27 protein-coding genes are annotated in these 25074 nt (G+C 55.0%); 20 read left to right on the forward strand and 7 right to left on the reverse strand.

Features of this window, described 5'->3' with window-relative positions; all coding sequences use genetic code 11:
- The first annotated feature begins 185 nt into the window (after positions 1-185).
- The 6 genes from motA to NAC44_RS03610 all read left to right on the forward strand — a co-directional run bounded on the left by motA (position 186) and on the right by NAC44_RS03610 (position 5650).
- Positions 186-1061 (forward strand): flagellar motor stator protein MotA, encoded by an 876-nt coding sequence (gene motA, locus NAC44_RS03585; RefSeq protein WP_250937832.1) that lies wholly within the window; start codon positions 186-188, stop codon positions 1059-1061.
- A complete protein-coding gene (locus NAC44_RS03590; protein ID WP_420839879.1) occupies positions 1058-2011 on the forward strand; it encodes a FliM/FliN family flagellar motor switch protein in 954 nt (317 codons plus the stop codon). The genes motA and NAC44_RS03590 overlap by 4 nt, the downstream gene beginning before the upstream one ends.
- Before the next feature lie 63 nt (positions 2012-2074).
- Positions 2075-2677 (forward strand): flagellar motor switch protein FliN, encoded by a 603-nt coding sequence (fliN, locus tag NAC44_RS03595; RefSeq protein WP_250937835.1) that lies wholly within the window; start codon positions 2075-2077, stop codon positions 2675-2677.
- Positions 2678-2705: 28 nt separating this feature from the next.
- Positions 2706-3776, forward strand: coding sequence for a flagellar motor switch protein FliG (fliG, locus tag NAC44_RS03600; protein ID WP_250937842.1), 1071 nt, complete (start codon positions 2706-2708; stop codon positions 3774-3776).
- Between the two features lie 339 nt (positions 3777-4115).
- Positions 4116-5201 carry a flagellar biosynthesis protein FlhB gene (flhB, locus tag NAC44_RS03605; RefSeq protein ID WP_250937844.1) on the forward strand — a complete coding sequence of 362 codons (1086 nt, stop codon included), beginning with the start codon at positions 4116-4118 and terminating at the stop codon, positions 5199-5201.
- A 5-nt stretch (positions 5202-5206) separates the two neighbouring features.
- Entirely contained in the window at positions 5207-5650 is a 444-nt protein-coding gene (locus NAC44_RS03610) for a hypothetical protein (protein WP_250937845.1), read from the forward strand.
- 71 nt (positions 5651-5721) lie between these two features.
- On the opposite strand, the gene NAC44_RS03615 is transcribed toward NAC44_RS03610, so the two are convergent.
- Positions 5722-6651, reverse strand: coding sequence for a DUF6030 family protein (locus tag NAC44_RS03615; protein ID WP_338022058.1), 930 nt, complete (start codon positions 6649-6651; stop codon positions 5722-5724).
- A 276-nt stretch (positions 6652-6927) separates the two neighbouring features.
- On the opposite strand from NAC44_RS03615, the gene NAC44_RS03620 reads away from it, so the two are divergent.
- The 5 genes from NAC44_RS03620 to NAC44_RS03640 are packed head-to-tail and all read left to right on the forward strand — an operon-like array spanning position 6928 to position 11735.
- The gene (locus NAC44_RS03620; protein ID WP_250937847.1) at positions 6928-8073 is read left to right on the forward strand and encodes an extracellular solute-binding protein; all 1146 of its coding nucleotides are present in this window, start codon (positions 6928-6930) and stop codon (positions 8071-8073) included.
- Between the two features lie 4 nt (positions 8074-8077).
- Positions 8078-8968, forward strand: a complete 891-nt coding sequence (locus NAC44_RS03625; RefSeq protein WP_250937848.1) for an ABC transporter permease — start codon at positions 8078-8080, stop codon at positions 8966-8968.
- Positions 8965-9786: an ABC transporter permease gene (locus tag NAC44_RS03630; RefSeq protein ID WP_250937850.1), complete on the forward strand. Its 822-nt coding sequence runs from the start codon at positions 8965-8967 to the stop codon at positions 9784-9786. The genes NAC44_RS03625 and NAC44_RS03630 overlap by 4 nt, the downstream gene beginning before the upstream one ends.
- Before the next feature lie 28 nt (positions 9787-9814).
- Positions 9815-10891, forward strand: a complete 1077-nt coding sequence (locus NAC44_RS03635; RefSeq protein ID WP_250937852.1) for an ABC transporter ATP-binding protein — start codon at positions 9815-9817, stop codon at positions 10889-10891.
- Positions 10884-11735 carry a glycerophosphodiester phosphodiesterase family protein gene (locus NAC44_RS03640; protein WP_250937853.1) on the forward strand — a complete coding sequence of 284 codons (852 nt, stop codon included), beginning with the start codon at positions 10884-10886 and terminating at the stop codon, positions 11733-11735. The genes NAC44_RS03635 and NAC44_RS03640 overlap by 8 nt, the downstream gene beginning before the upstream one ends.
- On the opposite strand, the gene NAC44_RS03645 is transcribed toward NAC44_RS03640, so the two are convergent.
- The gene (locus NAC44_RS03645) at positions 11722-12552 is read right to left on the reverse strand and encodes an inositol monophosphatase family protein (RefSeq protein WP_250937855.1); all 831 of its coding nucleotides are present in this window, start codon (positions 12550-12552) and stop codon (positions 11722-11724) included. The two genes, NAC44_RS03640 and NAC44_RS03645, sit on opposite strands and share 14 nt — an antisense overlap.
- A gap of 159 nt (positions 12553-12711) precedes the next feature.
- A complete protein-coding gene (locus NAC44_RS03650) occupies positions 12712-13839 on the reverse strand; it encodes a glycosyltransferase family 2 protein (protein WP_250937857.1) in 1128 nt (375 codons plus the stop codon).
- 57 nt (positions 13840-13896) lie between these two features.
- Between NAC44_RS03650 and NAC44_RS03655 the strand changes: the two genes are divergently transcribed.
- Both NAC44_RS03655 and NAC44_RS03660 read left to right on the forward strand, forming a co-directional pair.
- On the forward strand, positions 13897-14184 hold the full coding sequence (locus NAC44_RS03655) for a hypothetical protein (RefSeq protein ID WP_250937859.1): 288 nt from the start codon (positions 13897-13899) through the stop codon (positions 14182-14184).
- A gap of 326 nt (positions 14185-14510) precedes the next feature.
- On the forward strand, positions 14511-15614 hold the full coding sequence (locus NAC44_RS03660; protein WP_250937860.1) for a thioesterase domain-containing protein: 1104 nt from the start codon (positions 14511-14513) through the stop codon (positions 15612-15614).
- A 172-nt stretch (positions 15615-15786) separates the two neighbouring features.
- On the opposite strand, the gene NAC44_RS03665 is transcribed toward NAC44_RS03660, so the two are convergent.
- The 3 genes from NAC44_RS03665 to NAC44_RS03675 all read right to left on the reverse strand — a co-directional run bounded on the left by NAC44_RS03665 (position 15787) and on the right by NAC44_RS03675 (position 19065).
- Positions 15787-16260, reverse strand: a complete 474-nt coding sequence (locus NAC44_RS03665) for a hypothetical protein (protein WP_250937862.1) — start codon at positions 16258-16260, stop codon at positions 15787-15789.
- A gap of 385 nt (positions 16261-16645) precedes the next feature.
- The gene (locus NAC44_RS03670; RefSeq protein ID WP_250937863.1) at positions 16646-17479 is read right to left on the reverse strand and encodes a hypothetical protein; all 834 of its coding nucleotides are present in this window, start codon (positions 17477-17479) and stop codon (positions 16646-16648) included.
- A gap of 5 nt (positions 17480-17484) precedes the next feature.
- Positions 17485-19065 carry an AAA family ATPase gene (locus tag NAC44_RS03675; protein ID WP_250937865.1) on the reverse strand — a complete coding sequence of 527 codons (1581 nt, stop codon included), beginning with the start codon at positions 19063-19065 and terminating at the stop codon, positions 17485-17487.
- A gap of 70 nt (positions 19066-19135) precedes the next feature.
- On the opposite strand from NAC44_RS03675, the gene NAC44_RS03680 reads away from it, so the two are divergent.
- The 5 genes from NAC44_RS03680 to NAC44_RS03700 all read left to right on the forward strand — a co-directional run bounded on the left by NAC44_RS03680 (position 19136) and on the right by NAC44_RS03700 (position 23433).
- Complete coding sequence (locus NAC44_RS03680; protein ID WP_250937867.1) at positions 19136-20365, forward strand: tyrosine-type recombinase/integrase; 1230 nt, start codon at positions 19136-19138, stop codon at positions 20363-20365.
- A 181-nt stretch (positions 20366-20546) separates the two neighbouring features.
- A complete protein-coding gene (locus NAC44_RS03685; RefSeq protein ID WP_250937869.1) occupies positions 20547-21086 on the forward strand; it encodes a hypothetical protein in 540 nt (179 codons plus the stop codon).
- A 45-nt stretch (positions 21087-21131) separates the two neighbouring features.
- Entirely contained in the window at positions 21132-21380 is a 249-nt protein-coding gene (locus NAC44_RS03690) for a helix-turn-helix transcriptional regulator (RefSeq protein ID WP_250937871.1), read from the forward strand.
- Positions 21381-21442: 62 nt separating this feature from the next.
- Entirely contained in the window at positions 21443-22450 is a 1008-nt protein-coding gene (locus NAC44_RS21325) for a DNA-primase RepB domain-containing protein (RefSeq protein ID WP_250937872.1), read from the forward strand.
- Positions 22447-23433 carry an AAA family ATPase gene (locus NAC44_RS03700; RefSeq protein ID WP_250937874.1) on the forward strand — a complete coding sequence of 329 codons (987 nt, stop codon included), beginning with the start codon at positions 22447-22449 and terminating at the stop codon, positions 23431-23433. Before NAC44_RS21325 ends, NAC44_RS03700 begins: the two co-directional genes overlap by 4 nt.
- A gap of 613 nt (positions 23434-24046) precedes the next feature.
- Here the strand turns inward: NAC44_RS03700 and NAC44_RS03705 are convergent.
- Positions 24047-24325, reverse strand: a complete 279-nt coding sequence (locus NAC44_RS03705; RefSeq protein WP_250937876.1) for a hypothetical protein — start codon at positions 24323-24325, stop codon at positions 24047-24049.
- Positions 24326-24427: 102 nt separating this feature from the next.
- Here NAC44_RS03705 and NAC44_RS03710 point away from each other — a divergent pair, with 102 nt between their 5' ends.
- Positions 24428-24670, forward strand: a complete 243-nt coding sequence (locus tag NAC44_RS03710; RefSeq protein ID WP_250937882.1) for a helix-turn-helix domain-containing protein — start codon at positions 24428-24430, stop codon at positions 24668-24670.
- An 82-nt stretch (positions 24671-24752) separates the two neighbouring features.
- A complete protein-coding gene (locus NAC44_RS03715) occupies positions 24753-24995 on the forward strand; it encodes a hypothetical protein (protein WP_250937884.1) in 243 nt (80 codons plus the stop codon).
- Positions 24996-25074: the final 79 nt, after the last annotated feature.

The raw sequence follows: 25074 nt of genomic DNA on the forward strand, positions 1-25074 counted from the left end.
CAGCGGACCGCAGCCGGACGGACATCCGATTTCATTGAATTCGTTAGCTTTTTAGAAAATAAACGTTTCTACGCTTTCGCGGAGGGTGCACGGATGGCCAAAGGAAATCCGTTTCTCGACAGCCTCACACAAGCCAGACTGCCTATCGGTTGCGATGAGACGTAACGTGCGGATGTAGGCGCAACATGATCATCTTAATTGGATTTGTCATCATCATGGGCAGCGTGCTTGGCGGATATATGGCCGAGCACGGACCGATCGAGCGGCTGTTTCAGCCCTTCGAGCTGCTGATCATCGGCGGCGCAGGCGTTGGCACCTTTGTCATGTCCAACAACATCAAGGTGGTGAAGGATTCCGGCAAGGCACTGGCCGAAGCCTTCGGCAACAAGGTGCCGAAGGAGCGAAACTATCTCGACGTGCTCGGCGTGCTCTATTCGCTGATGCGGGATCTGCGCACGAAATCGCGCAACGAGATCGAGGCCCATATCGACAATCCCGAGGAATCCTCGATTTTCCAGACGGCGCCGACCGTGCTGAAAAACAAGGAGCTGACCTCCTTCATCTGCGACTATGTCCGCCTGATCATCATCGGCAATGCCAGAAGCCATGAGATCGAAGCGTTGATGGACGAGGAAATCAACACCATCCTCACCGACAAGATGAAGCCCTATCACCAGATCACCGCCGTCGGCGACGCCTTTCCGGCCATCGGTATCATCGCCGCCGTTCTCGGCGTCATCAAGGCGCTGAGCTTCATCAACGAGCCGCCGGACGTGCTGGGTGAGCTGATCGGCGCGGCGCTCGTCGGCACCATGCTCGGCATTCTTCTGTCCTACTGCCTCGTCAACCCGCTCTGCTCGCAGATCAAGATCGTCCGCACCAAGCAGCACCGCCTCTACATCGTGGTGAAACAGGCCCTGCTCGCCTATATGAACGGCTCCGTGCCGCAGGTGGCGCTGGAATATGGCCGCAAGACCATTTCCTCCTATGAGCGGCCCTCGATCGATGCCGTCGAACAGGAAATGATGAATCCCGGCGGCGGTGGCGAGAAGGCGGCCTGATCATGAGCACCGAAACGCAAACCAAACCGCATACCATGGATCACGCCCTGCTGGCCCGGCTGACCGGCGGACTCGGCGACCGCAAGACGGTGGAAAAGCTGTGCCAGGACTTTGGCCAGCTTTACAGCGAATTCCTGCCGGACGTGTTTCACAGCGAAACCAACCTGAGCATCGAGGTCGGCTATCTTGGCCATGCAAGCGGGCTGATGAGTGAGCTGATTGCCGGTCTCGGCGATCATTACGCACTGGCCGACACATCGCTGCGCAACTGGTCGCCGAATTTCGTCATGGCCTGTGGCAACGGCTTCATCATCACCCTGATGGAAAACCTGCTCGGCGCCCTGCCGGAATTCATCGCGCCGCCGGTTGCCCGCCCTCTCTCGGCCATCGAACTCGATCTCGCCGTCATGGTGTTCGAGCGCATCGCCAACGTTTTGCGCTCCGGCGTCAATGCGCCGGGCGGCTTCGAACCGATCTCAGAGCGTCCGCACAATGCCAGCCAGCGTCCGCAACCGGCCAAGGACCATGTCGATGAATTCGGCGCGCTGATCAAGCTCAGCATCACGCTCGGCAAGATCACCTCCGATTTCGCCCTGATCATTCCGCAAAAGGCCCTGCTGAAAACCAGGGTCACGATGCCGAAATCCAAGGGACAGACCTCGCGTATTCGCAAGGAATGGGCCGAACAGCTGGCCGAACAGGTGCGCAAGAGCCAGGTGACACTGGAGGCGCGGATTTTTCTGCAATCTCTCAGGCTCGACACCATCTCCCGTCTGGCGCCCGGCGATGTGATCCCCTTCATGGACAAGGGCGATGTGACGGTCAATGTCAGCGCCAACGGCAAGGAACTTTACAGCTGCGATTTCGGTCGCGCTGGCGAACGTTACACCGTCAGGGTCAAATCGACACACAGCAGCGATGATGAGCTTTTGCGCCATCTGATGAAATAATGGAATTGCGGCAGTGCACCAGCACTGCAGGTTGAGGCAAGTTTCAACAGGAATAATGATTGCATGGCAACGAAAAAGACCCCCACTCCGGATCTCGATCCGCTGGACATTTCAGCAGGTGAAAATGACCTTGATCAGGCCATCGACAACCTGCGTGGCGTTTTGAAAAGCGATAGTGACGGCACAATGCCCGATATGGGCTCGGATTTCGGCTCCGATATCGGCGGCGATTTCGGTGAGGCGACCAGCGGCGGCCTTTCCGGCATGGACACGGATTTTGCCGCCTCTTCCGGCTCCGACTTCGGCGGCGGCGATTTCGGCAGCTCCGACTTCGGCGGCGCCATGGGCGGTTCGGATTTCGGCGGCGACAGTTTCTCATCGGCGGCAACACCGGCCCCGGGCAGCGCACTCAACGCCAATCTCGACATGATCATGGACATCCCGATCGATGTGCAGATCGTACTCGGTTCCAGCCGGATGCAGGTTTCGGCCTTGATGAATCTCGAAGAAGGCGCGATCATTGCATTGGACAAAAAGATCGGTGAGCCTGTGGAGATTATGGTAAACGGTCGACGGATCGCCCGCGGAGAGATTACTGTTCTCGAAAATGATGATACACGATTCGGTGTGAAATTGATCGAAGTAATGGGCAGCAAGGCGTCCTGACCCTGTTTCGGGCCAGAGAGGGAAGACCATGATGGACTTTGACGATTTCGGCGGCTCCGCCGTGGACAAGCCCTTAAGCCAGGCAGACAAGGCAGCCGCGGTGCTGCTTGCCATGGGCAAGGGTGTTGCCGGCAAGCTGCTGAAATATTTTACTCAGGCGGAGTTGCAGACCCTCATTCAGTCGGCCCAGACCTTGCGCACTATTCCGCCGGACGAACTGGCGGATCTCGTCAATGAATTCGAAGACCTGTTCACCGAAGGTGCAGGCCTGATGGACAATGCCAAAGCCATTGAGGAAATTCTCGAGGAAGGCCTGACGCCGGAAGAGGTGGATGGGCTTCTCGGCCGACGCACAGCATTCCAGTCCTACGAAACGTCGATCTGGGACCGGCTGCAGGATGCCGAACCCGATTTCATCGCCGCCTTCCTGCTCAAGGAACATCCGCAGACCATCGCCTATATCCTGTCGATGCTGCCCTCGTCTTTTGGCGCAAAAGTGCTGATCAAGCTGCCCGACAACCGACGGGCCGACATCATGAACCGTACGGTCAACCTGAAGAATGTCAGCCCTCAGGCCGCTCAGATCATCGAAAACCGGGTCATCGAGCTGATCAACGAGATCGAGGCGGAGAAGAATTCCACCGGAACGGCCAAGGTAGCCGAACTGATGAACGAGCTGGAAAAGCCGCAGGTGGATACACTGCTCGATTCGCTGGAAACGATCAGCAAGGAATCGGCAACCAAGGTGCGCCCGAAGATCTTCCTGTTCGAAGATCTGCTGGCTATGCCGCAGCGCAGCCGTGTCATGCTGTTCAACGATATTTCCGGCGATATCATCACAATGGCGCTGCGCGGTGCGCCGGGCGACATCCGCGAAAGCGTGCTTTCCTCCATCAGCCCGCGCTCGCGCCGCATGATCGAATCCGACCTGCAGTCCGGCACAACCGGGGTCAATCCGCGCGAGATTGCCATGGCGCGGCGCGCCATTGCCCAGGAAGCCATCCGACTTGCCAATACCGGACAGATCCAGCTCAAGGATCCCGCAACCGAAAAAGCCAAAGAGGGGGGCGAAGCCGGCAGCAGCGATGCCGCCGCCTGACGGAAGACGCAAGGTCTGGCTGACAGTTGCGTTATGCTGGATATGTTGGATAATCCTCATAAAAGGCCTCATCGCCATCGATGGGGCCTTTTCGTTATGACGTTCAGGCAGTAGATTTCGGATGCGTCTTATCCGCAAGGCAGGCCTTGTCTTGCGGCTGCTCGCTTACAGCCGCATGTGCGTTATCAAAGGCATTATGCTGTAATACGTTACATCTGCTGCATACTGCTCTCCTTAAATACCATCGGGTTTAAGGGATTTTGCGGCACATCGTCTTGAAGCCACCATCCGGTTGCGCCAAAAGACCCGTCAGAACAGCTCTCTTCGCAAGGATCGCCCATGGCCGAGGAAGACGATCAGGACAGCAAAACCGAAGAGCCGACCGAGAAAAAAATTCGCGACGCCATCGAAAAAGGCAATATTCCCATGTCGCGGGAGGCGCCGCTTTTTACGGCGATGCTGGCCTTTTATATCTATTTCATCTTCTTCCTGCCCAATGGCGTGAAGACCATGACCGGCACGCTGAAGGATCTGTTCGAAAAACCCGATCAGTGGCAGCTCGAAACCGGACCCGACGTGATGTCGCTGTTCATCCATCTCGGCTGGTCGATGGCCGCCCTTCTCACACCCATGCTGTTGTTGACCATGCTCTTCGGGCTGGCGCAATCCTTTGCCCAGCACATGCCGTCCTTCGTGCTGGACCGAATTGCGCCGAAAGCCTCACGCCTGTCCTTTTCCGGCGGCATTGCCCGGCTGTTCTCCGTGCCCGGCATTGTCGATTTCGGCAAGTCGCTGTTCAAGATCATCATCGTCTCGATCATCATGGTCGTGACGCTGCGCGGCCAGTATTTCGGCACGCTCAATGCGATGTTTTCCGATCCTCAGGTGATTTTCGTCAAGCTTAACGACATCATCCGCGAAATGTTGATCGTGGTACTGATGTCCACCGGCATCCTGACTGCCGTCGATGTGGTCTGGACCCGCTATAACTGGCATCAGAAACTGCGCATGACCAAGCAGGAGGTCAAGGAAGAGCACAAGCAGTCGCAAGGCGATCCGATCGTCAAGGCCCGTCAGCGTTCGGCCCAGCGCGACCAGGCACGGCGGCGCATGATCGCCAATGTGCCGCGCGCCACCATGGTGATCACCAATCCGACTCACTTTGCCGTAGCCCTGCGTTATGTGCGCGAAGAGATGGAAGCGCCAACCGTGATTGCCAAGGGCCAGGATCTGATCGCACTGAAGATCCGCGAAGTGGCGGAAGAAAACAATATTCCGATTTTCGAGGATCCGCCGCTCGCACGCTCCATGTTTGCGCAAGTCTCCGTGGATAGTGTCATCCCACCAGTATTCTACAAGGCCGTCGCAGAACTGGTTCAGCGAATCTTTGCTGCGGAGGCCAAGAAAAAGAGGCGGCTAAAATAGATAACATGAAAAAATGCGAATATACTACTGAACGCGAGAAAATTGTTGCCGAAGCGATTAGCCCCGTTGCCTCTGAACTGCGCCTGCTGGATGCGGCAGATCTGATTTCTCTTATTCGGCTGGAATTTTTCGGCAATCTCTCAGATCTTGTCTCCTCGGCGGCGGAATTATACTTTCACCCCGGCACGGTCAATTTCGGCGCCGGCGGCTCTTACAAGCTGGATTGGGGTGAAGTGCCGGAAGTGGTGCTCGATCTGGAAATCAAGCCGCAGGATATCACCATCTACGCGCAACTGACGCTTTCGGCCGATTATGCCGGTCTGGAGATCAACCATATCGCCTTCCAGAATCCGGCCGCCGATCCGGATCAGAATACAGCGCTTTTGATGCGCAATCTGCATATGGCACGGTTCCAGCCCAATCTACCGGCCCAGAGTTTCGCCGCTTGACGGCAACTGCCATGAAAAATGGCTCCTACAGCACCGTGCGTTGTGTAAAACGCACGGTGCTGTAGGAGCCATCACCATCTCTGTCGGGGGAACAGAAACAGGCCATCATAGGGGCGAAAGCGCGAGGCCTTGGTGAAAAACGCCCTTGTCTGCTGTTCCAGCACACCGTCATCCTCCACCATCATCATCACATTATAGCGGGCGTGCCCGGCAAATTCCTTTTGCAGGGACAGGGATATTCCGAATCGGTGGCTTTCCACCGACTGAAATCGCAAAAGGCGCTCGAAATCCGGATCGAAATCTTGCCAGCCGAATCGCTTCAACAGATCGATCGCCTTGCGATAAAACGTCATGACCTCGCCATTGCCCTGAGGTTCGATGATTTTCAGCCGTACCTGCATGATCACACCGGCCGCATCGCCTTTGACCATAATGAAAAATGAGGGCGCATCCTCATCTGGATGAGCAACCGGAAAGCTTTTTTCAAAGAAACATTCATGATCCTGCTGATTGAAGGGATTTTTCTTCCAGCCTTCATTCACCATGCCCTCCGATTGCATCCGCTTACACAGAACCGGTCCTGTTATCGGCATATCCCGGACAAAGGCGCTGGTCTGCAAAATATCAGGCATCTCGAAAAACGGGGCTGGCAGAAAAATCCTTGTCTCTGGCCGTGTCTCTGGCCGCGGATGCCTCTGCAAAATATGGGGCTGCGCTCTGACGGTTTCGTCAGCAACCGTCATCTGCCGGGAAAACCCGGTGCGAAAATGGCTGAGGCTGCTGCGCTCAAGGGAAAACAGCAGGGCTGCGGCAATGGTCAGACAAAAGGCAGCCACGATCCCGGCGAAAACAAGCCGTCCCCGGCGACGTTGCCGGCGCGCTGCATGCTGCGCATCGACGGTGGAGGGCCTTGCTTTTGGCCGATGCTGACGCATGGCTTCGATCTTTCTTTTCAAACGCCCATCCCAAATGCTGCGCGATGAGACAACACGCGCCAGCATGGCATCTCTGTCAGCTCATTCCGTTTCACAACGCGCACCACACATCTATGGCAAGCATATCCACGAAATCTGAACAAGGAGAAAAACCGTCACGAAAGCGTCATGCTACAATCATGTAACTGTCATGTCATGCCCCTAGATATCGGGGGGAATTTGGCAGGGTCAGGCAGGATTTTCATCCTGCTGCTGCAGCTTGTCCAATCATCCCACAATCGAAGGGCAGCCTTAGCTTTTGTTTCAGCCGGCTTGCCTCTGTCCGCGCTCTGGAGACCGCCGATGAAACGCCGTACCTTCCTTGCCGCCGCATCTGCCACTGCAGCTCTGCCTGTCCTGCCGTCCATGGCCTTTGCCGATGACAAGACCATCTCCGTTGTGATTGGTGCTGATTCCAACATTCTCGATTTCTGGACCAATATCGTGCGTCCGGCCTTTGAGAAGGCCAATCCGGGCCTCAAGGTGAAGGTGGTCAATGCCGGTGATGCCAGTGGTCTTCAGGCCATGGCCCAGCGCTCCATGGCGGCACTGGCCAATCATGGCGACCCCAAGATCGACATGTTCGAAGCCTTCGACCCCAATCTTCCCGCCGGCGGGCTGAAGGCCGGGCTCTGGGTCGATATGAAGACGGCTGGCATTGCCGGTTACGACCATATCAACCCCATGGCATTTCAGGGCGACTACTCCCTGCCCTATCGCGGCTCGCAGGTGCTGCTTGCCTATGATACGACCAAGCTCAACGCCAAATCCGCGCCGAAGACCTGGGAAACGCTGGTCGCCTGGATCAAGGCCAATCCCGGCCAGTTCATCTATAACCGTCCCGACAAGGGCGGTTCGGGCGGCAATTTCGTTCGCCGCGCCATTCACGAGGTCAATGGCCGCGATCCGTCGAAATTTACCGTCAGCAATTATAGCGAAGCCTATGCCGAAAAGACCCTGACGCCCGCCTGGGCGCTGTTGAAAGAGCTTGCGCCGTCGCTTTACGGCAAGGGGTCCTACACTTCCGGCAACACCCAGTCGATCCAACTTCTCGCCCAGGGTGTCGTCACCATGACGCCGGTCTGGTCGGATCAGATTCTGACCGCCATCAAGCAGGGCGTTCTGCCGGACACCACCGGCCTCGTACAGCTGACCGATCTGGCATTGTGCGGCGATTTCAACCGCATGATGGTGCTCTCCAACGCACCGAACAAGGACGCGGCCATGAAGCTTGCCGGTTTCATGCTGACGCCCGAGATGCAATCGGCTGTCATCACCGAAATCGGCGGTTTCCCCGGCGTGTCGTGGGATTATGTCGCCAAGGATCTGCGCGACAAATATGCCGATGTCGTGCCGAAGAGCATCCCGACCTTCCCGAACGGTCCCTGGAATGCTGCGGTCAATGACGGCTGGTATCGCAATGTCGCCCCCGGTCTGACGCGCGGCTGAGCCAATGGCGACGACCTCTCCTGCGTTCACGGCAGGCAAAACGCAGACCCCGTCGCGAGGAGGCCTTATCGGCCTCCTCCTTGTTGCGGCCCCTGTATTGATTGTCGGCTGGCTGATCCTTTACCCGATCATCATCGCCATTTTATCCACTCTGCATGTCGAGGATGGCGACAAGGCCGCCTGGACGGTGAAGAGCTACCGCTTTTTCTTCAGCGATCCCTATAGCCTTGCAAGCCTGAGGATCACGCTTTGGACAACGGCGGTCTGTGCCGTGCTTTTGATTATCACCGGCTTTCCGATCGCGCTTTACCTGCGCTTTGCCAAAACCCGCCTTGCGGGCTATGTGCAGGGTCTGGCGATCTTTCCGATGTTCGTGCCATCGATCATTCTGGGGTTTGCGCTGATCCGCACCATCGGCCCCAATGGAGCGGTGGACATTCTGCTGCATGCTGCGGGTCTGCCGAAACTGCCGAGCCCCTATCTGACGCCCTGGGGGCCGGTGATCGGCCTTGTCTGGGACAATATTCCGCTGACCGTGCTGATGCTGACCTCAGGACTGGCGCGGATTTCCGATGCCTCGATCGAGGCGGCGCGCGATGTCGGGGCCGGACCGCTCAGAGTGTTTGTGCATATCATTCTACCGCGCATGGGCAACAGCATCATGGTGGCGTCGGCCTTTGCCATTCTCGGCATTTTTTCGTCCTTCACCTTTCCTTATCTGCTGGGTCCCGCCACGCCGGAAATGATGGGGCCGCTGATGCTGCGCACCTTCAACGAGCTTTACGATCCGCTCGCCGCCAAAACCCAGGCGGTTGTCAGCTTCGGCTTCTGCCTCGTCTTCGGCCTCTTCTACATCTATTCCATGGCGAAAAACCGCGAGGCGGGCAAAAGATGACGCATCTCCCCCTCTCCCGCCGCACGGACTGGACCGGCATCCTGCTTGCAACCGTGCTCTCGGTCATCGTCATCCTGCCATTGCTGGTGGTGGCTGTCTGGGCCTTCACCGAGGTCTGGCGCTATCCCTCCGTCCTGCCACAGCAATTCGGCCTCAAATTCTGGCACCAGACGATGATGCGATCCGACGTCTGGGATGCGCTGTCGATCAGCCTGAGATTGACGACCGTGGTCACGGCGCTCTCGGCCATCATCTGCCTGCCTGCGGCCTATGCCTTTGCGAGGCTCACGTTTCCCGGGCGCAATCTGTTTTTCCTGTCGTTTCTGGCCACGCACGCCTTTCCGAAATTCGGCCTGCTGGTCGCGATTGCCGGGATTTTCCTGCAGCTCAATCTCATCGCCACCTTCTGGGGCGTGGTGCTGATCCAGCTCGTCGGTACGCTGATGCTGATGATCTGGATTCCCGTTGCCGCCTTTCAAGGCGTCGACCGGCGCATGGAAGAGGCCGCGCGCGACTGCGGCGCGGGGCCGCTCACGGTGTTCTGGGCAATAACCCTGCCGCAGGCAGCCCCCACCATCTTTGCCGCCGTTCTCCTCACCTTCGTTTCGACCTTTTACGAGACCGAAGGTGCCTGGCTGATCGGCGCGCCGCAAATCCGCACCATGCCGGTGCTGATGATTTCCTACATCAATCAACAGATCGTCGTGCAATATGGCGCGGTGCTCTCCGTCATGCTCTGGGTGCCGTCGCTTCTGGCGCTGCTTGCGGCACGGCGGCTGATCGGCACCAATGCGCTGGCCAAGGGATTTGGCGCATGACGGCATTTTTACGCAAGACAGGTGACATATGGCGCGGCTGACAGTTCACGGTTTGGAAAAGCGCTTCGGCCAGACGGCAGCGGTCGATGCCGTGTCGCTCGATGTGGAGGATGGCGAACTGGTCTGCCTTCTGGGCCCGTCCGGTTCGGGCAAATCAACGCTGTTGCGCATGATCGGCGGTTTCGAGCAGCCGACAGCCGGCACGATCCTGATCGACGGGCAGGACGTGACCCGGCTGCCGCCGGAAAAACGTCCAACCGGCATGGTGTTTCAAAGCCATGCGCTGTGGACGCATATGAGCGTTGCCAAAAACATCGGTTTCGGCCTGAAGCTCCGGCACCTTCCACGCGCCGAGATCAAGGAGAAGGTGGATTGGGCGCTGGAGCTTGTCGGGCTTTCCGGTTTCGCCAGCCGCATGACCTATCAACTGTCCGGCGGTCAGCAACAGCGCGTCGCACTGGCACGCTCGCTGGTGCTGGAGCCGAAAATCCTGCTGCTGGACGAGCCTTTCGCCAGCCTCGACCAGCACTTACGCGAAAGGCTGCGCGAGGAAGTGCGCGATATCCAGCAAAGGATCGGCATCACCACGCTCTTCGTCACCCATGGACAGGATGAGGCTCTGGCGATTTCCGACCGGATCGCCGTGCTCAAAGATGGCCGCATCGAGCAACTCGACCCGCCCGACCGGCTCTATCGCCAGCCAAAGACCCGTTTTGCCGCAGGCTTCATCGGCATGATGACCTTTCTCGACGGCGAGATCGAGGATGGGCGCTTCATCCATCCCGATCTTGACGTTAATATTGCCATAAGCAATGGTCCGGCAACGCTGGCGCTGCGCCCGGAAGCGGTGCAGCTCAAAGCCGCCACCGCCGATCACGGCCCGGTCGTGACGAAAGCGGTGGATTTCGGCAATCACCTGATGGTCGATATCGATCTCACCTGCCGACGGCGGCTGCGTGTGATGGCAGATGCCGCCAGCCGCTGGAAAAGGGGCGACAGGGTGCGTCTTTCCGTGCTGAGCCACGCCGTTTTCCGCGATGGGCTGGCCGTGACGGCCGAGCCTGCAGCAGCCCCTGTTGAAACTGGAATGGCCTCTCATGTCTGACGCAATCAGCCTCAATCACGAAAACCGCCGCACCTGGCTGAAATGGCATCGCTGCCACAAGCAAGCAGGCGACATTTCCTTCACGCCCGAGCGCATCATCGAAGGCATGCGGCTGGGCGCCAGTGTTGAGGTCGATATTCTCTGCCATGCCGAGGGCGGCTTTGCCGTGCTGCATGACACGATGCTGGACCATGCCACCACAGGGCATGGCCCGGTCACAGAAGCCAGCGCTTCCCTGCTGCGCGGGCTATATCTGCGCGACGATGCGGGCAAGGCCAGTCCCCATCGCGTCATGCTGCTGGAGGATCTTGCCGCGCTTCTGCTGGCCGAAGGTTGCGCCGAAACCGCCTTGCTCCAGCTCGATCTCAAGGAAGAGAATGACGCACTGACGCAAGAGGTCGTTCTCCGTTTCAGCGCAACGATTGCGCCGGTGGCGCGCCATATGATTCTGTCGGGTGGCGATGCACAGGCCGTCGCGCGGCTGGCAGCGGCAACGCCCGGCCTTGGCGTGGGTTACGATCCCTGCCACCATGGGGCCATGGAAGAGGTTCTGGCCTCACAGGATTTTGCCGGGTTTGTCGACAAGGCAGTCAAGGCGATTGCCGCCACGCGAATGATCTATCTCGACCATCATCTGGTCGAGGCAGCCTATCGGCGCCATGGCGTCAATCTGATCCGGGATTTTCAGGCGCATGGCATGACGGTGGATGTCTACACCATCAAAACGACCTCGCCTGAAACGCTCTCTCTGGTGCAACTGCTGATGGCACTTGGTGCCGACCAGATCACCACCGATGATCCGGTCGGGCTTCAGGCGCAGTTTTCAGGCCTCACGCAGGTTTGAAACCCTTGATCAGCCAGTCATGCAGGGCCGGATTGGCAACGAGAAAGCCACGGGGCAGCATGACCGGCTCACCGTGAAAGCCGCTGACAATGCCGCCCGCCTCTTCGACGATCAGCATGGAAGCACCGACATCATGCATCGACAGGCCATCCTCGAAGAAGCCGTCCAGCCGGCCGCAGGCGACATAGGCCGTTGACAGCGCCGAAGACCCCAGCCGCCGCACGCCCGCCGTCTCGGCCATCAGCCGTTTCAGCGCGGCAAAATAGGTGTCCTCGCTGACGGTCTTGACCTGACCCGGCACCGGAAGACCGGCACCGATCAGCGCATTTTCCACCTCACCAAAGAGCTCGATCACCAGTTTTTCGCCATTGAGATAGGCACCGGCACCGCGTTCGGCGGTGAAAAGCTCATCCAGCATCGGATCATAGACCGCGCCGCAGACCACCTTGCCCTCTTCGACCAGCGTCAGCACGATGCCGAAATGCGGCAGACCCCACGCGTAATTGGTGGTGCCGTCAATCGGGTCGATATGGATGATCGGCTGGCCGGGGGTGGGGTCGCTGTTCCCCACACCTTCTTCTCCGGCAATGGCGTGATCGGGAAACAGCAAACGCAGGCGATCGACGATCAGCTGCTCCACGGCCACATCGATTTCTGTCTGATAATCGCGTGGCGCCTTGGCGACCATCTGGCTGGCATAGCGGCGGCGGAGCGATCGGCGGGCAAGATCGCCCGCGGCGATCAGGATTTCAGCGAAATTGATCAGGCGGCCGGAAGCAGCGGGGCCAAGCCTAGTGATAACAGCAGAAGAGGACATGGAAAAGAAAAGCCTGTCAAATGTTTAAGACGCGTCTTCCTGACAGGCTAATCCGACATGATGATGACAGTCCAGCACATTTATCAGGCTGGCGAACAATCCGACATGACGAGCAGCGGCGAGAGCGCCACCCTGCTGCATAATGAAAGTCTTACAACGTCAAGCCAGGAGCTTGACCTTCTCATCCGTCATGATCCGCACAGGTGTGAGAATGGCGCTCATGACGCGATAGAAATCCTGGGCCGTTTTTGCCTGACCGATGAAACGGTCCACAAGCAGGGTCTTGCCGTAGAGGCCAAGCCGCTCGTCACCATAAGGCGTTGACGAAAAGGGCGGCTGGAACCCCTGCAACAACGATTGCCCCCCGGGCATGGCGGCGATAGCCTGGCGATAGGCAGCACATTTTCCTTGAAAGGCTGATGCATCGTGCTCCATGGCGCAATCATACATGCAGGCGGTGACAAAGGCCTCACCGAAACCGCTCCATTCGCTGCCAAGCTCCATCAGTGTGCGGGCCTGAACCTCGGCAATGGCTGCCGTGAGGCCAACGCCGGCATGAAGCGGAAAGCCGCGCAACACCGAGGGGACATCGCGCGTGGCAAACGGTCTGACATGCACAGCCGACAACGTCCGATTGCAATAGGCCAGAGCCTCGGCAAAAATCAGCACCCTTGCCGCCCACTCATACTGGGGCACAAGCGTAAGCCAGCTGATCTCTCCACAGGCATCGATAACTGCCTGCATCAGTTCGCGTTTAATCGCGCCATGATAAAGGCCGAAGGGCATACGCGGCGTCTGGCGAGCATCTTTCCAGAAAAAGAAGGCTTCCAGCATCGGTGCCTTGTCGAAGGCGGTGATGTTGTGCAGCACCGGCACCGCAACATTGGTTCTGACGTCCGGCGACATTGCGGCATCGATCTGGAACGGGCTCCAGCCCAAAGCCGTGGCCTCAGGCGTCACACGCTCAACATATGTCAGAAGCTCCGGCAAATGCGGTTCAATCATGTCTTCGGGGTAGATCAGAGAAACCCAGTCGCCTTCGGCGGCCCGAACGGTTCCAACCCAAAGCTGGGCGGAAGAGATGCTTTCCGGTGCCGGCGGCAAAAGCCTGAGACGGGCATCGTTTGCGGCAATTGCCGTGATCTCCGGTGATTGATGCAGCACATCGCCAAAAGCGGACAGAATGATTTCCAGATCATTCCCCTTGTCCTTCAGCAGTTCACGCACAAGATAAAGCGGCAGATCATGGCCGGGTTCGACAGGAATGCATAGAGAAAGCTTCGGCATGGGCAGCTCACGGACAAGGCGGCGCTTGAACGACAGTCACGGCTTAAGATCAAACCGGTGTTTCTCGGCTTTTCTGCCGCACCAGACCGGCGTCCGTCTCCATTCCTGCGTCAATACAAGCGCCGCAAACACAAGGGTTCCGGACATGGTGTCATGCCCGGCGTTCATCCTTTCTGCGGCAAAGGCGGATTTTCGATAGCCTCGCCAGCAGATTTCATCTTCACGGTCGATGTTCATGGTGGCGATCCACGCCACCTTGACAGCACCCTAGCAAGGCAAACTGGCGTGAAACTGGCAGAGCAAGCCGAAAACAACGAGACGGCTCAGACAAGAGACCGATTTTAAGAGAAAATATAAATATATACCAAAATATATAAATTGACAGATGGATACGATTTAACCGTTTTTAAGCCGAAAATCTCTATGAAAAAAACTGTTTTCGTTTTCCGCAGGGCTGACCAGCAAAGATTATGGTCGCAAAAATGAAAACAAAGAGAATTGAGGCTCTGTCTGGTTGCATATGAACCTGACGGCTGCGTTGTTTAAAAACTGTTCAGATTGTCGGCATCATGCATAAATATCATCCAAAGGCTTTTGAGAGGCCGATGTTGACGCAAAAGACAGTCGGGGGAGGATCGACAATCCGTGAGCTTGCGGACATGGAGACAGATATGACCCTCGCGGGACAGGTGCAGATGGCCTGCGAACAGGTTCTGCGGCGTCATGTTCTTCCCCAGCGCGCATTGATCGCGCAAGGCCTGACCATCAATCGAGCCTTGAAACTCATCCGCATCCTGCATGCGGAAACCGGCATAGAGCTGAATGTCAACAGTTTCTATCTCTGGCCCAGCATGGAACAGCTTGTCGCGGCGATGGACAGCGGCACCTGCCATGAGACGCCGAAACTCATTCCGCTTCGCAATAGCGAGAGCACCGAACCGGCACTGATCCTGTTTGCCGGTGGACTGAGCTGCTTTCTTGAAATGCAGGATGTCATCGATCATCTGACCTATACCGGTCCGATCCTGGGCATGGCCCTCACCGATTTTGACCGCCATCACAGCGCGCCCGCACGGGTTTCAGACGAAATTGCCGCCTGCCGGGATGTGCTGCGGCAACTTCCTCATCCGCCTTTCGGTGTGATCGGCTATTCCTTTGGCGGCGTCTTTGCCCTGGAACTGGCGCGCTCCCTGGCGGAGGGCGGCACGCCGGTCAAGTTTCTGGCAATGATCGATACGCCGCAAAGCGAACACAGCTGGCCCTTTTCCGTCTGGCTCGGCTTCATGGCCAAACGCCTTCGCCGCCGCCTGAGCGCCTCATCCCCGCCGGGAAAGACCGCGGACAAAACCGAAACACCCACTTGCCTCGAACAACCGATAACGACACGGGATAAAGCACAGACCATAAGCCGCACCGCTTCTCTGCTGCGGCCTTTGCTCCTTCGCTTCAAAACGCCCACCTGCGCCGACTATCCGGAGGCAACCCCGCAATGGGCCGGCGGCTACCCGCCCGACTATGACCGCGCCGCCCGTCAACTCCTGCGGATGAAGGGCCTCTACCGCCCCCGCCGCTATGACGCGCCGCTGACCTTCTACCGCGCCAAAGGGGGATCGCCCGTCGATTGCGACCCCGCCTTGATCTGGCCGCGCAGCCTGCCCAAGGCCGAATGGATCGAGATGAACGGCAACCACCAAAGCCTCATGGTCGGCCGCCACGCCCGGATGCTGGCCGAGGATATCAATCAGAGAATTGAGCGGCTTTCAGAAGGCGTTTGACGAAAGAAGACATCCCGAAAAAGCCCACACTTGTGCGCCACAGATGGTGATGAAGGACACTTCAAATCTTCTCCATAATTCCTTAAACCGATTCCAATTTCAGTAATTATGGATAGGCTGCTCATATAGCAGATAATAGATCAGCTATCTAACCTAAAATTTCTTGATCTAATTACTGCCCTTCCCAACGCCACAGATCAGGAAGAATACAAGATAAGATCGGACCTTTTAAAACATAAAGAGTAACAGGCTGCGCCTTTGCCAATACCGCAGCAACAGCTCTGTGATTTCCATCCAAAAGAAAATACTTTTCATCAGGCAATCCATAAACAGGAAAATCTAATGAAATTTTACAATCACCTAAATTTAGTTTTTCTTTAATTTTTTCAATTCGATCAGAATGACAAAATTTAATTGTGCGGCTTCCATCAACAATATCTTTAACTGTAATGTTTACTTTTTTATAATCCTTGTAATCAGTAGATTCATCATCCTGAGGGGCATACCAAGCTGTACACAATCTCTCTAAGTTTTCAAAACCCTCTAAATCAATTTTTTCTATTTCAACATCATCATTTAACAAATTCCACTGCAGTTGCACAATGATATTACTATCGTATTTTTTCTTAAATTCTTCTAATTTCATTTTTAAAATCCTAACGTATACATAAAACTCAACGACATAGACACAACAGTGATGTTGCTTATATTTCTTACTTTTTATTTAGTGGGAGTGATTACGTCATCTGACGTAATTTAAATAAAATGGTGCCCGGAGGCGGATTTGAACCACCGACACGCGGATTTTCAACAGGACTGGGAACTGTGGCAACTTGGCTCATCTCACAACAGTTGGTTTCAGTAAGATATTGATGGCGCAACAAATAAAGGTGCCACACTGTTTCATCTTACTTCAGAACTGAGCAAACAAGCGTATGAGGTATGGCTCCCATGTGATACCCAGCGGCCTATCTCAATTCTTCGCTTACACCCTTTTGTCCAAATCAATCAGGGATGGGTTGTCCAGTCCTCTACCGGAAACCCCCACTGTAAAACCAGTCAGAAGAGGCCAAGGCTCGGTACATAGCAGTTTGCCAAGAATTTCTTGATGCCTCGGCACAGCTTTCGAAACGTAATAACAACTCCGACTGAACCTGCGCCGCCGTCCCTCGCTCCAAAATTTTACCTAGGGCGTAGCGCATATTTGCTATCTCCACGGCGGAATGAGAAGCATACAGTGCACCCAAACCAAATGTTTTAAAGTGAAGCTGTACTCGCTCGACTTTGATCTGAGGCCAATTCGCGGGTCCGCGGACCTGAAAACGTAAAGCTGCTGGCGATGTCATTTGCACATCAGCAAAAAGCCAATCAGCGTCATCTACCTCATCAAAGTACGGATGTAGCGTTTGTTCTACCTCGCTCTGGGGCTGAGCATCGAGCTTTGCTTTGTTACAGTCACCACAGGAAGGCAGCAGATTAGCAGGCGTCACAACTAAAGCAGGATGGAGAGACTGCGCCAAGTAATGATCAAGGGTTCCTACCGTCCGTTGGCCACACATCGGACAAATATCGTTTTCTGGGAGTTTTTTTATTAAGTCGTAAATGGGGCGCGTTGTTTTACTTTTAGCAAATGTACCTTTGTACACTCTTTTCATTTCATCAACGGTCACCTGACCGACACAGTCACTTTTTGGAATGTCGAAAAAGGCGTATCGATCAGCCGAATTGAGGTAAACCTCTTCAGCCGTTTCTACCGCGTCGGCTAAATCGCCGACACGCCTCTTCAAGTCGTTATCTCTGATACTTGAGGCGCAGAGGACCACGATATCGCGCGCAGAAAATTTAATTGGACTGAGTTTACGCATTCACATCACGCCTCAGCATCCCGCTCGGCGACCAAGGCTCGGATCACACCGCGAGCTTCCGCTCCCACTTGTCCAGCGAAGAAATCAATTGCCGCATCGTAGTCCAGCCCTCTAAAGTTTACGGCTTCGTCAAGCATCCTATGAAAGCCAGACTTCGTGATCTCGAAGCCAAAGACCTCTCGTGTTAAGACGCCTACATTTTCACCGAAGGTTTCAACTACGGGTCGCTCTGCTATCGACACTGCGCCAGAGCGACGAAGTTTCCAAGCGCAGGAGCGAGGCACCTCCTGTAGAACGACAGGCGAATGGGTAGCAACGATTGCAACCCCATTCCTTTTTACTAACAAATCAGAAAGCGCCCGGATAAACGCAGATAGTAGAGGTGGATGAAGGTGGCCTTCTGGTTCATCGAGCAGTACCAAAGTCCGTTCATCTACAAGTTCGACAAGTTTAGTTACTGTTAATAGAACAATTGCATGCCCTGAACTGAGGCGTCTAAAAAGGCGAAATGCCTCTTCTTGCCAGACATCATCCCCGAGTTCCAGAAGAGAAGATACGTTTGCCTCGGCGAAAAGATCGTCTCCTTCCAGCGTTTTTACAGCCGCTGCCCAACGGTCTGATCGTAAACCTCTTCGACATATAGAAAAACTTGACTTAAAATCATTGGCCAGATCATTAGGGGTCTTTCGAGTTAAATACTCCTCCCCGTCTTCATCAGTTTTCCACTGAAGTAGGCCGACTTGGGCAGACCGAATAGGGTCTGATGGTAATGGCCGAAGCTGCACGTCGTCGAATGCGCTAAAGGAAACTATTACCAGTCCAGTGAACGACCACTCTTCGCCTTCGTTTGCGTCTTCAACAATTCTTCCAATGGCATCATCATCATTTTCTGGTTCCCGCTTTAATAGCGCGAGACTGATACCCCGCATACATCTAGTCTTACCAACACCATTTCGCCCGATCAGCACGTGCACATTAGTCGGAGGACGAGATTCAGGGACCACTTCAAATCGTATTTTTGGTGGCTCCACTTCTTCTGATTGCGAAGGAAAAATATAGTTGAATTTAAACTCGGTGAGTGTCGCGTCTCCGTTAGCTAATCGGTGTAGTCGACCGCGTACGCTGGAGACACTCGTACTTCGAAGAACCGATGTAGTCATAACTGGTTCATCTCGGACGGATTCGAATATATTCAAATCATAAGCACAGTCTCTTAGACCAATCAATATACGTTGCCGCATTGTAGCACTGAGACCGCTTAGAGTTTCATAATAATCTTCTTCTTGTCCCAAAGAAAAAAAACGATCGTCTAGAGCGTCAAACTTTTTCTCTAAATCAGGCGACCGGACTCCTGGTCCTAATTCAACACCAGCCCCTGATGGCTTTAGGCCTATTTGACCGATCTTCACAGAACCCAGATGATGTTGCTCTGCGTTTTCATCAAACACCCAAAGAGTGAACATTGTTTGGTACTTAAACCAGTCATCCCAGCGATCTACCACCAAGAAAGCTTGATTTTTGGCATCGGGAGGCACTTCATTCCAGTTTTGTATAACAGAAAAGAACATATCTTGGTTGACTACCATATTGCGCACTATTTCGAAGCTATTCAAATAGTACCCTGACACGCGGACGTTGCAATCTTATTGTTGCGTTATGCGAAAAAAACTCACACCCAAACTTCTCGACAATCTCCCTCCCGCTGAAGGCAAGCGGTATGAGGTCCGTGACGAATTGGTCACTGGCCTACATATCCGCGTATCGAACGCGGGCGGAAAGGTCTGGTATCTGGCAACCCGGGTTGATGGCGTATCGCGCCGCATCAAACTCGGAACCTATCCAGTTCTGTCGCTAAAGGATGCGCGTGAACAAGCGCAAATGATCCTGCGCGACATTCAATTGGGCACGTTCCAGCAACGCGACATTGAGCCAGAACCGCCGGTTTTGACACTTGGCGATGTCATACCTCAGTTTATCACACGATACGCCCAGCGGCAGACCAAAGACTGGAAAGGAACCGAGAGCATTTTGATGCGTATGAACGGCCTTCACGTGATGCCGATCAATGCCATCAAGCGTGGCGACGTGACGCGTGAACTTGAACGTCTGATAAGCGATATCGGTGCAAAGGGAGGCAAAGGCACGCGGGCGAACCGTGGGCTGGCTGCGATCAAGAAACTCTATTCTTGGTGCGTCGATCAGGGCATTGTCGAAAACTCGCCTGTAGTCGGTCTGAAGCCGCCTATCAAGGAGGAGTCGCGTGACCGTGTTCTGACCGATGACGAAATTATCGCCTATTGGAAGGGATGCGAGGCCGAAGGTTATCCCTTCGAGCAATTCGGTAAGCTGCTGTTGCTGACCGGACAACGCCGTGATGAGATCGCCTCCATGCGATGGTCGGAAATAGATATGCATCGTGGAACGTTGACGCTCAAAGCCGAGCGCACGAAAAACGGCTCTGCACATATCGTGCCGCTGTCTCGTCAGGCACTCGACATTCTGCGGTCTATCCCGCGTTTTCTTAATTCGGAATATGTCTTTACCTCAACCGGCAAAACACCGATTTCCGGCTTCGGTCGTTTCAAGGATCGTCTCGACACGTTCGTTGGGATGGATGCCGAGAATTGGCGGTTTCATGATGTCCGCCGTACTGTCGCAACCAATATGGCGATCCTGAAGGTGCAACCGCACATCATCGAAGCTGTGCTGAACCACAAATCCGGGATAGTCTCCGGTGTGGCTTCCATCTACAATCGCCACGCGTATTTAGACGAAAAACACGAGGCATTGCAGATATGGGGCGATTATGTCGAAAAACTTACCGCGCCCAAGGCCCCGCCTATTCGCCATGTATCGACAGGTGCCGAGACCGTCGCCTACTCGTGAGGGGTAAGGAAGCTGTATTATCGATTAGCGCCCAATAAGATGCACGTACGCATGGGGACAGAAAGTTTCCGACTTTCCCCTATGTATATCCGCTGGAAACTTGGAAAGTTTTTCAATGCCTCCGAAATCCCTTCAGTCACGATTGCCGCGAGACGAACAAAAACAACGCTCGCGTGACCGTATGATCGACCTTTTGTTGTTGGGGATAATTATTGCGAACCCGATTGAGAAGGGAAAAACCAAAGACGTAACGCGACTCGCCCGAGCAAGAGCTGCACTATTTGGCGACGAAAACAAGCAAGGACAGAAATCCACACACAATCCTGTTCTTCTCTTTCCTATCATTGCCGAGGCGCTGAAAGCTGACCGAGACCAGATGATGCGTTTTCTTAAGAGTGTGCAAAAACAAGAGATACAAGTTGAGTGGGACGCAAAGCTGGCTGAAGCCGAACCATCATTCCGCGGTCTTGCCAAGAAATACGCCCCTGACTTTGCAAAGGCCATGACGTCGATGACAAGCACAGAAGATTGGTTGCGCAGAGCAATCGACGATATCCCGGTGACAGAGCAGGACATGGCTGATCTTGAAGGGCTGTTCCATGGCGACTCCCCGAAAGCCGAGCGCCTAAAGCGCATATTCGATGATTTGAACGGTCTCGGTATCGCCTGCGAAAATCCGATTGGGACCAAAACCACGGATATAACGCCCGAGCGGGGCTGAATTTTATCGGATAAATAGATGGCCTCTTAAGAATGGAGGTCTGAAATGAATGAACATACAACGGCACGCAAAAGCGTGTCACACCATGCCAAGGTTTTGCTCTCACGGGACGATTTGAAAGCCCTTGGCATCACCGTCAGCAATTCCAGCTTATTGCGCTGGGAGCTTGCTGGTCGTTTTCCTCGCCGTATCCGTATGGCAGGCACTACGGTTGCGTGGCTGAAAGCCGAAGTCGATGATTGGCTCGAAGCCCGTGCCGAAGAACGCAAGCGGCACGTCTATGCCGATTTCTGATCACCGGGCATAGCGCCCGCATCCTCCTGAAAATTCATTGGCAACAGCACGCTCGTCTCGGTGTGAGCGGATATCTGCGTGCATTGCTGGGCACTCCCAAGGTCAAGAACATGGCAATCTATAAAACCCGGAAATATTCCCAAAGCGGGGCGAACGTATTTCGCAATCTCGAAAACGATGAAGATGTCATTCGCAGCCAGCGTCTTTTTTTACGGGATGTCTGGAGTGATTTTACCTATGGCAGCTATACGTTCCTCGGCTTCAAGAAGGTGACCACAGGAAAATGGACCGACCATGCTATTGGGCATTCGGATCTTCTATCGGATGTTCCCAATCTGCTGCATCATCATCCTCGCAGGGATTATGATCAATATTTCTGCCCAAACCCATTTTCCGAACCTCGTCGTAAGCAGCAATATGCGCTCCCGACGCCGTTCGGCTGGTGCGATATGGATGAAAGCGACCCTCACGCCTACGCCCCTCGCCCGAGCTTGGTCTGGAAAACCTCGCCCCGGCGCTATCAGGCGCTTTGGCAGTGGGACAAGATATACAGAGCCAACGAGGCTGAGCAGTTCTCCAAGTCGCTTGCCTATCGGCACGGCGGCGACAAAAACGGCTGGTCTGCGACCAAGATGCTCCGCATTCCCGGCTCGGTGAACCACAAGCCTCAGTATGACGAACCGTTCGTCAAAATCACCATATGCGACTGGTGTGCAATTGCTTCGCGACCACAAACATTGGAAGGCATTCGGTATTCGGTGCCTACGGCGTTGCCCGCTATCGATGTCGATCCCACCACTCATGACCGTAATGCGGTGTTGAAGCGTTATTTCAAATCACTGCATCCGAAAGTGCGCACCCTCATTCGCAGCAAAAAAGCCTATGAGCCTGATCGGTCCGCGCAGGTTTACCACATGATCGTGGGGCTGCATGAGGCCGGGGCGACATCAGATGAAATCGGCTCGGTGCTTTGGCAGAACCCATACTTCATCGACAAATACGGGCGGGACGCCAATAGGCTCAATGATGAGATTTTCCGTGTCATCGGCAAAATGGAGGGCAGGAAATGATCAAGAAAAAGAAAGAAGCGTTTGTTGACCTGTCATCCGTCGAGGCGAGAGAGGTGTCGTGGCTGATGCCACCGATTATTCCTTACGGCATGATAACCGTGATGGAGGGCGATCCGGGCATCGGGAAGTCCTTCCTCGCCATGCACATCGCCGCGCAAATATCGATTGGTGGCAGCCTTCCCGGTGTACCCAAAGTCAAGAAAGGTCGCGTTCTCTATATCAGCGCTGAGGATGATCCTGCCTATACCATTCGTCCGCGAATTGATGCAATGGGTGGCGATCCGAGGCGCATTCGTATTCAGGGGGATTACACCGCACTGGACGAAGCTGGATTAACAGCTTTGTTTGCCGAGGTCAGACGTAAGCCACCAGCGCTCATCATCATTGACCCACTATTCGCCTATGTCGGTAGCGATAAGGACATGTATCGCCCCAATGTCATCCGAGCGCTGCTATCGGAATTGAAGGAAATCGCCGAGGAAAGCGGTACGGCTATCCTGCTTGTACGCCATCTTACCAAAACGAAACGGGATAAGGCGATTTATCAGGGCATGGGATCGATGGACGTCATCGGCGCGGCGCGCTCTGCTTTTCTTGTAACGGTTCATCCCGATTATCCTGACCAACGGCTTATGCTGCATGTCAAACATAATATCGCCGAGCGTGGCCAGAGTTGGGCTTACGAGTTGAAGAAAGAAAACGAGGACGCAATGCCAGTTTTGAACTGGATCGGTCCCAGCCACATCACTGTTGATGATTTGATGGTGGGAGAGGAAGGAGGTCGCAAATCGGCAATGGATGAAGCCAAGGACTTTTTGAAGGCAGAACTCAAAGATCGATCTCAATCAGCAACAGAGCTTCTGAAAAAGGCAGAAGGCCGCCAAATATCAAAACGTACGTTGGACAGGGCACGAGAGGAAATCGGTGTCATAGCGAGGAAAAGAGGGAAGGAGTGGGTGTGGTCTTTGCCTGACGGCACGTAACCACAGGTGTCCAGCTAATGAAGAATGCCAAGGATGCCAATTTTTCTGGTGTTCATCATGGCATTCTTCATTCACCAACATTGCCAAGAAAATGCTGGCAACCTTGGCATTCTTGGCAGCCTTCATTTCGGCCAGTCCTGCGATTGATCAAGACGCGGCTACGGGTCTCAAACCTTGGCAGTCGATATGCCTCCTGATCCGCGACAAGCGATGTCATAAATAAAAAACGACCTCCCCCATACCTGTGGCTGCATAGCGAAGGCCGTGTTTCGATATCGCCATACTGATTGAGATGTTTCGGCACCCAGCGGACCGACACTGGGATGTTTTATCAATCTGTCGGCCCGCCGGACCAGGCGACTTTACCAATGAATACAAGGGTGACGGCTTGATGGGACAGGACCAGCACGTCTCCTGGGTGTCAATTGGGCGAAATGCTGTCGCGGAAATCGCTGATTTTGACCTCTGAGGGCCGTTGATCGTTGAGGCATGTCGAACACTGAGTAATGTACCAACAGCGCGTACTGGCTCGCCAGTGAGCGACACGGCGATGTTTCCGGCACTGACGTATAACGCGGCCGCGTGCGCATAGTCCGCACGGTCTTCCGGTCAGTTAAAGACGGCTGCGACGTTCAAGCTCTTTGCGCACTCGCCGCCATTTGCCTTGTTCGAAGTTTTGTGAGTAGCGCCAAGCGCGATCCTCTTCGATGAATGCCATTTCTTCGGCACGATCCCCGTGATTGTCGATCAGTTCATCGGCCAGACTCTCGATTTCGGTACGCCGGATGAGCAGCGGGCGAATGCGGCCTTGCCATTCGACGGACAAGAACGCGCCAGCGGCAAAAGCGGCGATGCCGATAAACGGCGCATAGCTTGACGTCAGAAGTTCCATTGCTGCACTCCATCAAGAATATGCAGCACACTATCCCAAAATGGGATAATTCTAAATCGGGATTATTCCACTTGCTCCGGAATTTATTGGACGTCGGAGCGCGTGACCAAATCCACCCACACACCTGAGTACCAGCGTCTCGTCGAACTCCTTATAGAGACACGGCGCGCTGCTCAATTGACCCAGCAGCAGGTGGCCGACCGGCTCGGCAAACCACAGTCCTATGTGGCCAAGGTCGAAGGCGCGGAACGGCGGATAGACGTGCTGGAGTTTGCGGCGCTGGCGGAGGCTATGGGCAACAGTCCGACGGCGCTACTCGACAGGCTCCTGTCCGAACTCGGATGATCCGAACGGCGCGGGATTTTCCCTGACAGCCGCTCAGACCTTGTCTTAATGAAAAGATCGTCTTGAACCGAAGGAGACGATCATGACCGACAAGGCCCCCGAAATCATCACCCTCAAGGCGCTGTGCGCTGAATTGAAGATCGACCCGAAGGAGGCACGAGAACGCCTGCGTGATGCTGTTCGCGACCCGAAGAAGTACCCGGAGCTGGCGAAGTCGCACAAGCCGCGTTCGCCTTGGCAGTGGGTGAAAGAATCGTCAGGCGAGAAGGAGGCGAAGCTTGTGCTCAAAACCACCGAGGTTTCAGACAGAAATCTAAAAAGCTAGCTGGATAGCCCGAAGATGTGTTTGGTGCTCGAGTAGGCCAGCTAACTCGAGTTCGAGCCAGCGGTGAACGCAAGTGCCG

The sequence above is a fragment of the Allorhizobium sonneratiae genome (assembly GCF_023700755.1).
In the GTDB taxonomy this organism is placed as follows: Bacteria; Pseudomonadota; Alphaproteobacteria; order Rhizobiales; family Rhizobiaceae; genus Allorhizobium; species Allorhizobium sonneratiae.

Bases quoted from the DNA above. Each gene is read 5' to 3' on its own strand.
- NAC44_RS03680 (WP_250937867.1), top strand. From the start codon at position 19,136: ATGCGAAAAAAACTCACACCCAAACTTCTCGACAATCTCCCTCCCGCT.
- fliN (WP_250937835.1), top strand. From the start codon at position 2,075: ATGGCAACGAAAAAGACCCCCACTCCGGATCTCGATCCGCTGGACATT.
- NAC44_RS03615 (WP_338022058.1), bottom strand. From the start codon at position 6,651: ATGCTGGCGCGTGTTGTCTCATCGCGCAGCATTTGGGATGGGCGTTTG.
- NAC44_RS03660 (WP_250937860.1), top strand. From the start codon at position 14,511: ATGACCCTCGCGGGACAGGTGCAGATGGCCTGCGAACAGGTTCTGCGG.
- NAC44_RS03705 (WP_250937876.1), bottom strand. From the start codon at position 24,325: ATGGAACTTCTGACGTCAAGCTATGCGCCGTTTATCGGCATCGCCGCT.
- NAC44_RS03630 (WP_250937850.1), top strand. From the start codon at position 8,965: ATGACGCATCTCCCCCTCTCCCGCCGCACGGACTGGACCGGCATCCTG.
- NAC44_RS03620 (WP_250937847.1), top strand. From the start codon at position 6,928: ATGAAACGCCGTACCTTCCTTGCCGCCGCATCTGCCACTGCAGCTCTG.
- NAC44_RS03685 (WP_250937869.1), top strand. From the start codon at position 20,547: ATGATCGACCTTTTGTTGTTGGGGATAATTATTGCGAACCCGATTGAG.
- NAC44_RS03690 (WP_250937871.1), top strand. From the start codon at position 21,132: ATGAATGAACATACAACGGCACGCAAAAGCGTGTCACACCATGCCAAG.
- NAC44_RS03625 (WP_250937848.1), top strand. From the start codon at position 8,078: ATGGCGACGACCTCTCCTGCGTTCACGGCAGGCAAAACGCAGACCCCG.
- flhB (WP_250937844.1), top strand. From the start codon at position 4,116: ATGGCCGAGGAAGACGATCAGGACAGCAAAACCGAAGAGCCGACCGAG.
- NAC44_RS03670 (WP_250937863.1), bottom strand. From the start codon at position 17,479: ATGCGTAAACTCAGTCCAATTAAATTTTCTGCGCGCGATATCGTGGTC.
- NAC44_RS03665 (WP_250937862.1), bottom strand. From the start codon at position 16,260: ATGAAATTAGAAGAATTTAAGAAAAAATACGATAGTAATATCATTGTG.
- fliG (WP_250937842.1), top strand. From the start codon at position 2,706: ATGATGGACTTTGACGATTTCGGCGGCTCCGCCGTGGACAAGCCCTTA.
- motA (WP_250937832.1), top strand. From the start codon at position 186: ATGATCATCTTAATTGGATTTGTCATCATCATGGGCAGCGTGCTTGGC.
- NAC44_RS03640 (WP_250937853.1), top strand. From the start codon at position 10,884: ATGTCTGACGCAATCAGCCTCAATCACGAAAACCGCCGCACCTGGCTG.
- NAC44_RS03645 (WP_250937855.1), bottom strand. From the start codon at position 12,552: ATGTCCTCTTCTGCTGTTATCACTAGGCTTGGCCCCGCTGCTTCCGGC.
- NAC44_RS03675 (WP_250937865.1), bottom strand. From the start codon at position 19,065: ATGGTAGTCAACCAAGATATGTTCTTTTCTGTTATACAAAACTGGAAT.
- NAC44_RS03715 (WP_250937884.1), top strand. From the start codon at position 24,753: ATGACCGACAAGGCCCCCGAAATCATCACCCTCAAGGCGCTGTGCGCT.
- NAC44_RS03650 (WP_250937857.1), bottom strand. From the start codon at position 13,839: ATGCCGAAGCTTTCTCTATGCATTCCTGTCGAACCCGGCCATGATCTG.
- NAC44_RS03700 (WP_250937874.1), top strand. From the start codon at position 22,447: ATGATCAAGAAAAAGAAAGAAGCGTTTGTTGACCTGTCATCCGTCGAG.
- NAC44_RS03635 (WP_250937852.1), top strand. From the start codon at position 9,815: ATGGCGCGGCTGACAGTTCACGGTTTGGAAAAGCGCTTCGGCCAGACG.
- NAC44_RS03610 (WP_250937845.1), top strand. From the start codon at position 5,207: ATGAAAAAATGCGAATATACTACTGAACGCGAGAAAATTGTTGCCGAA.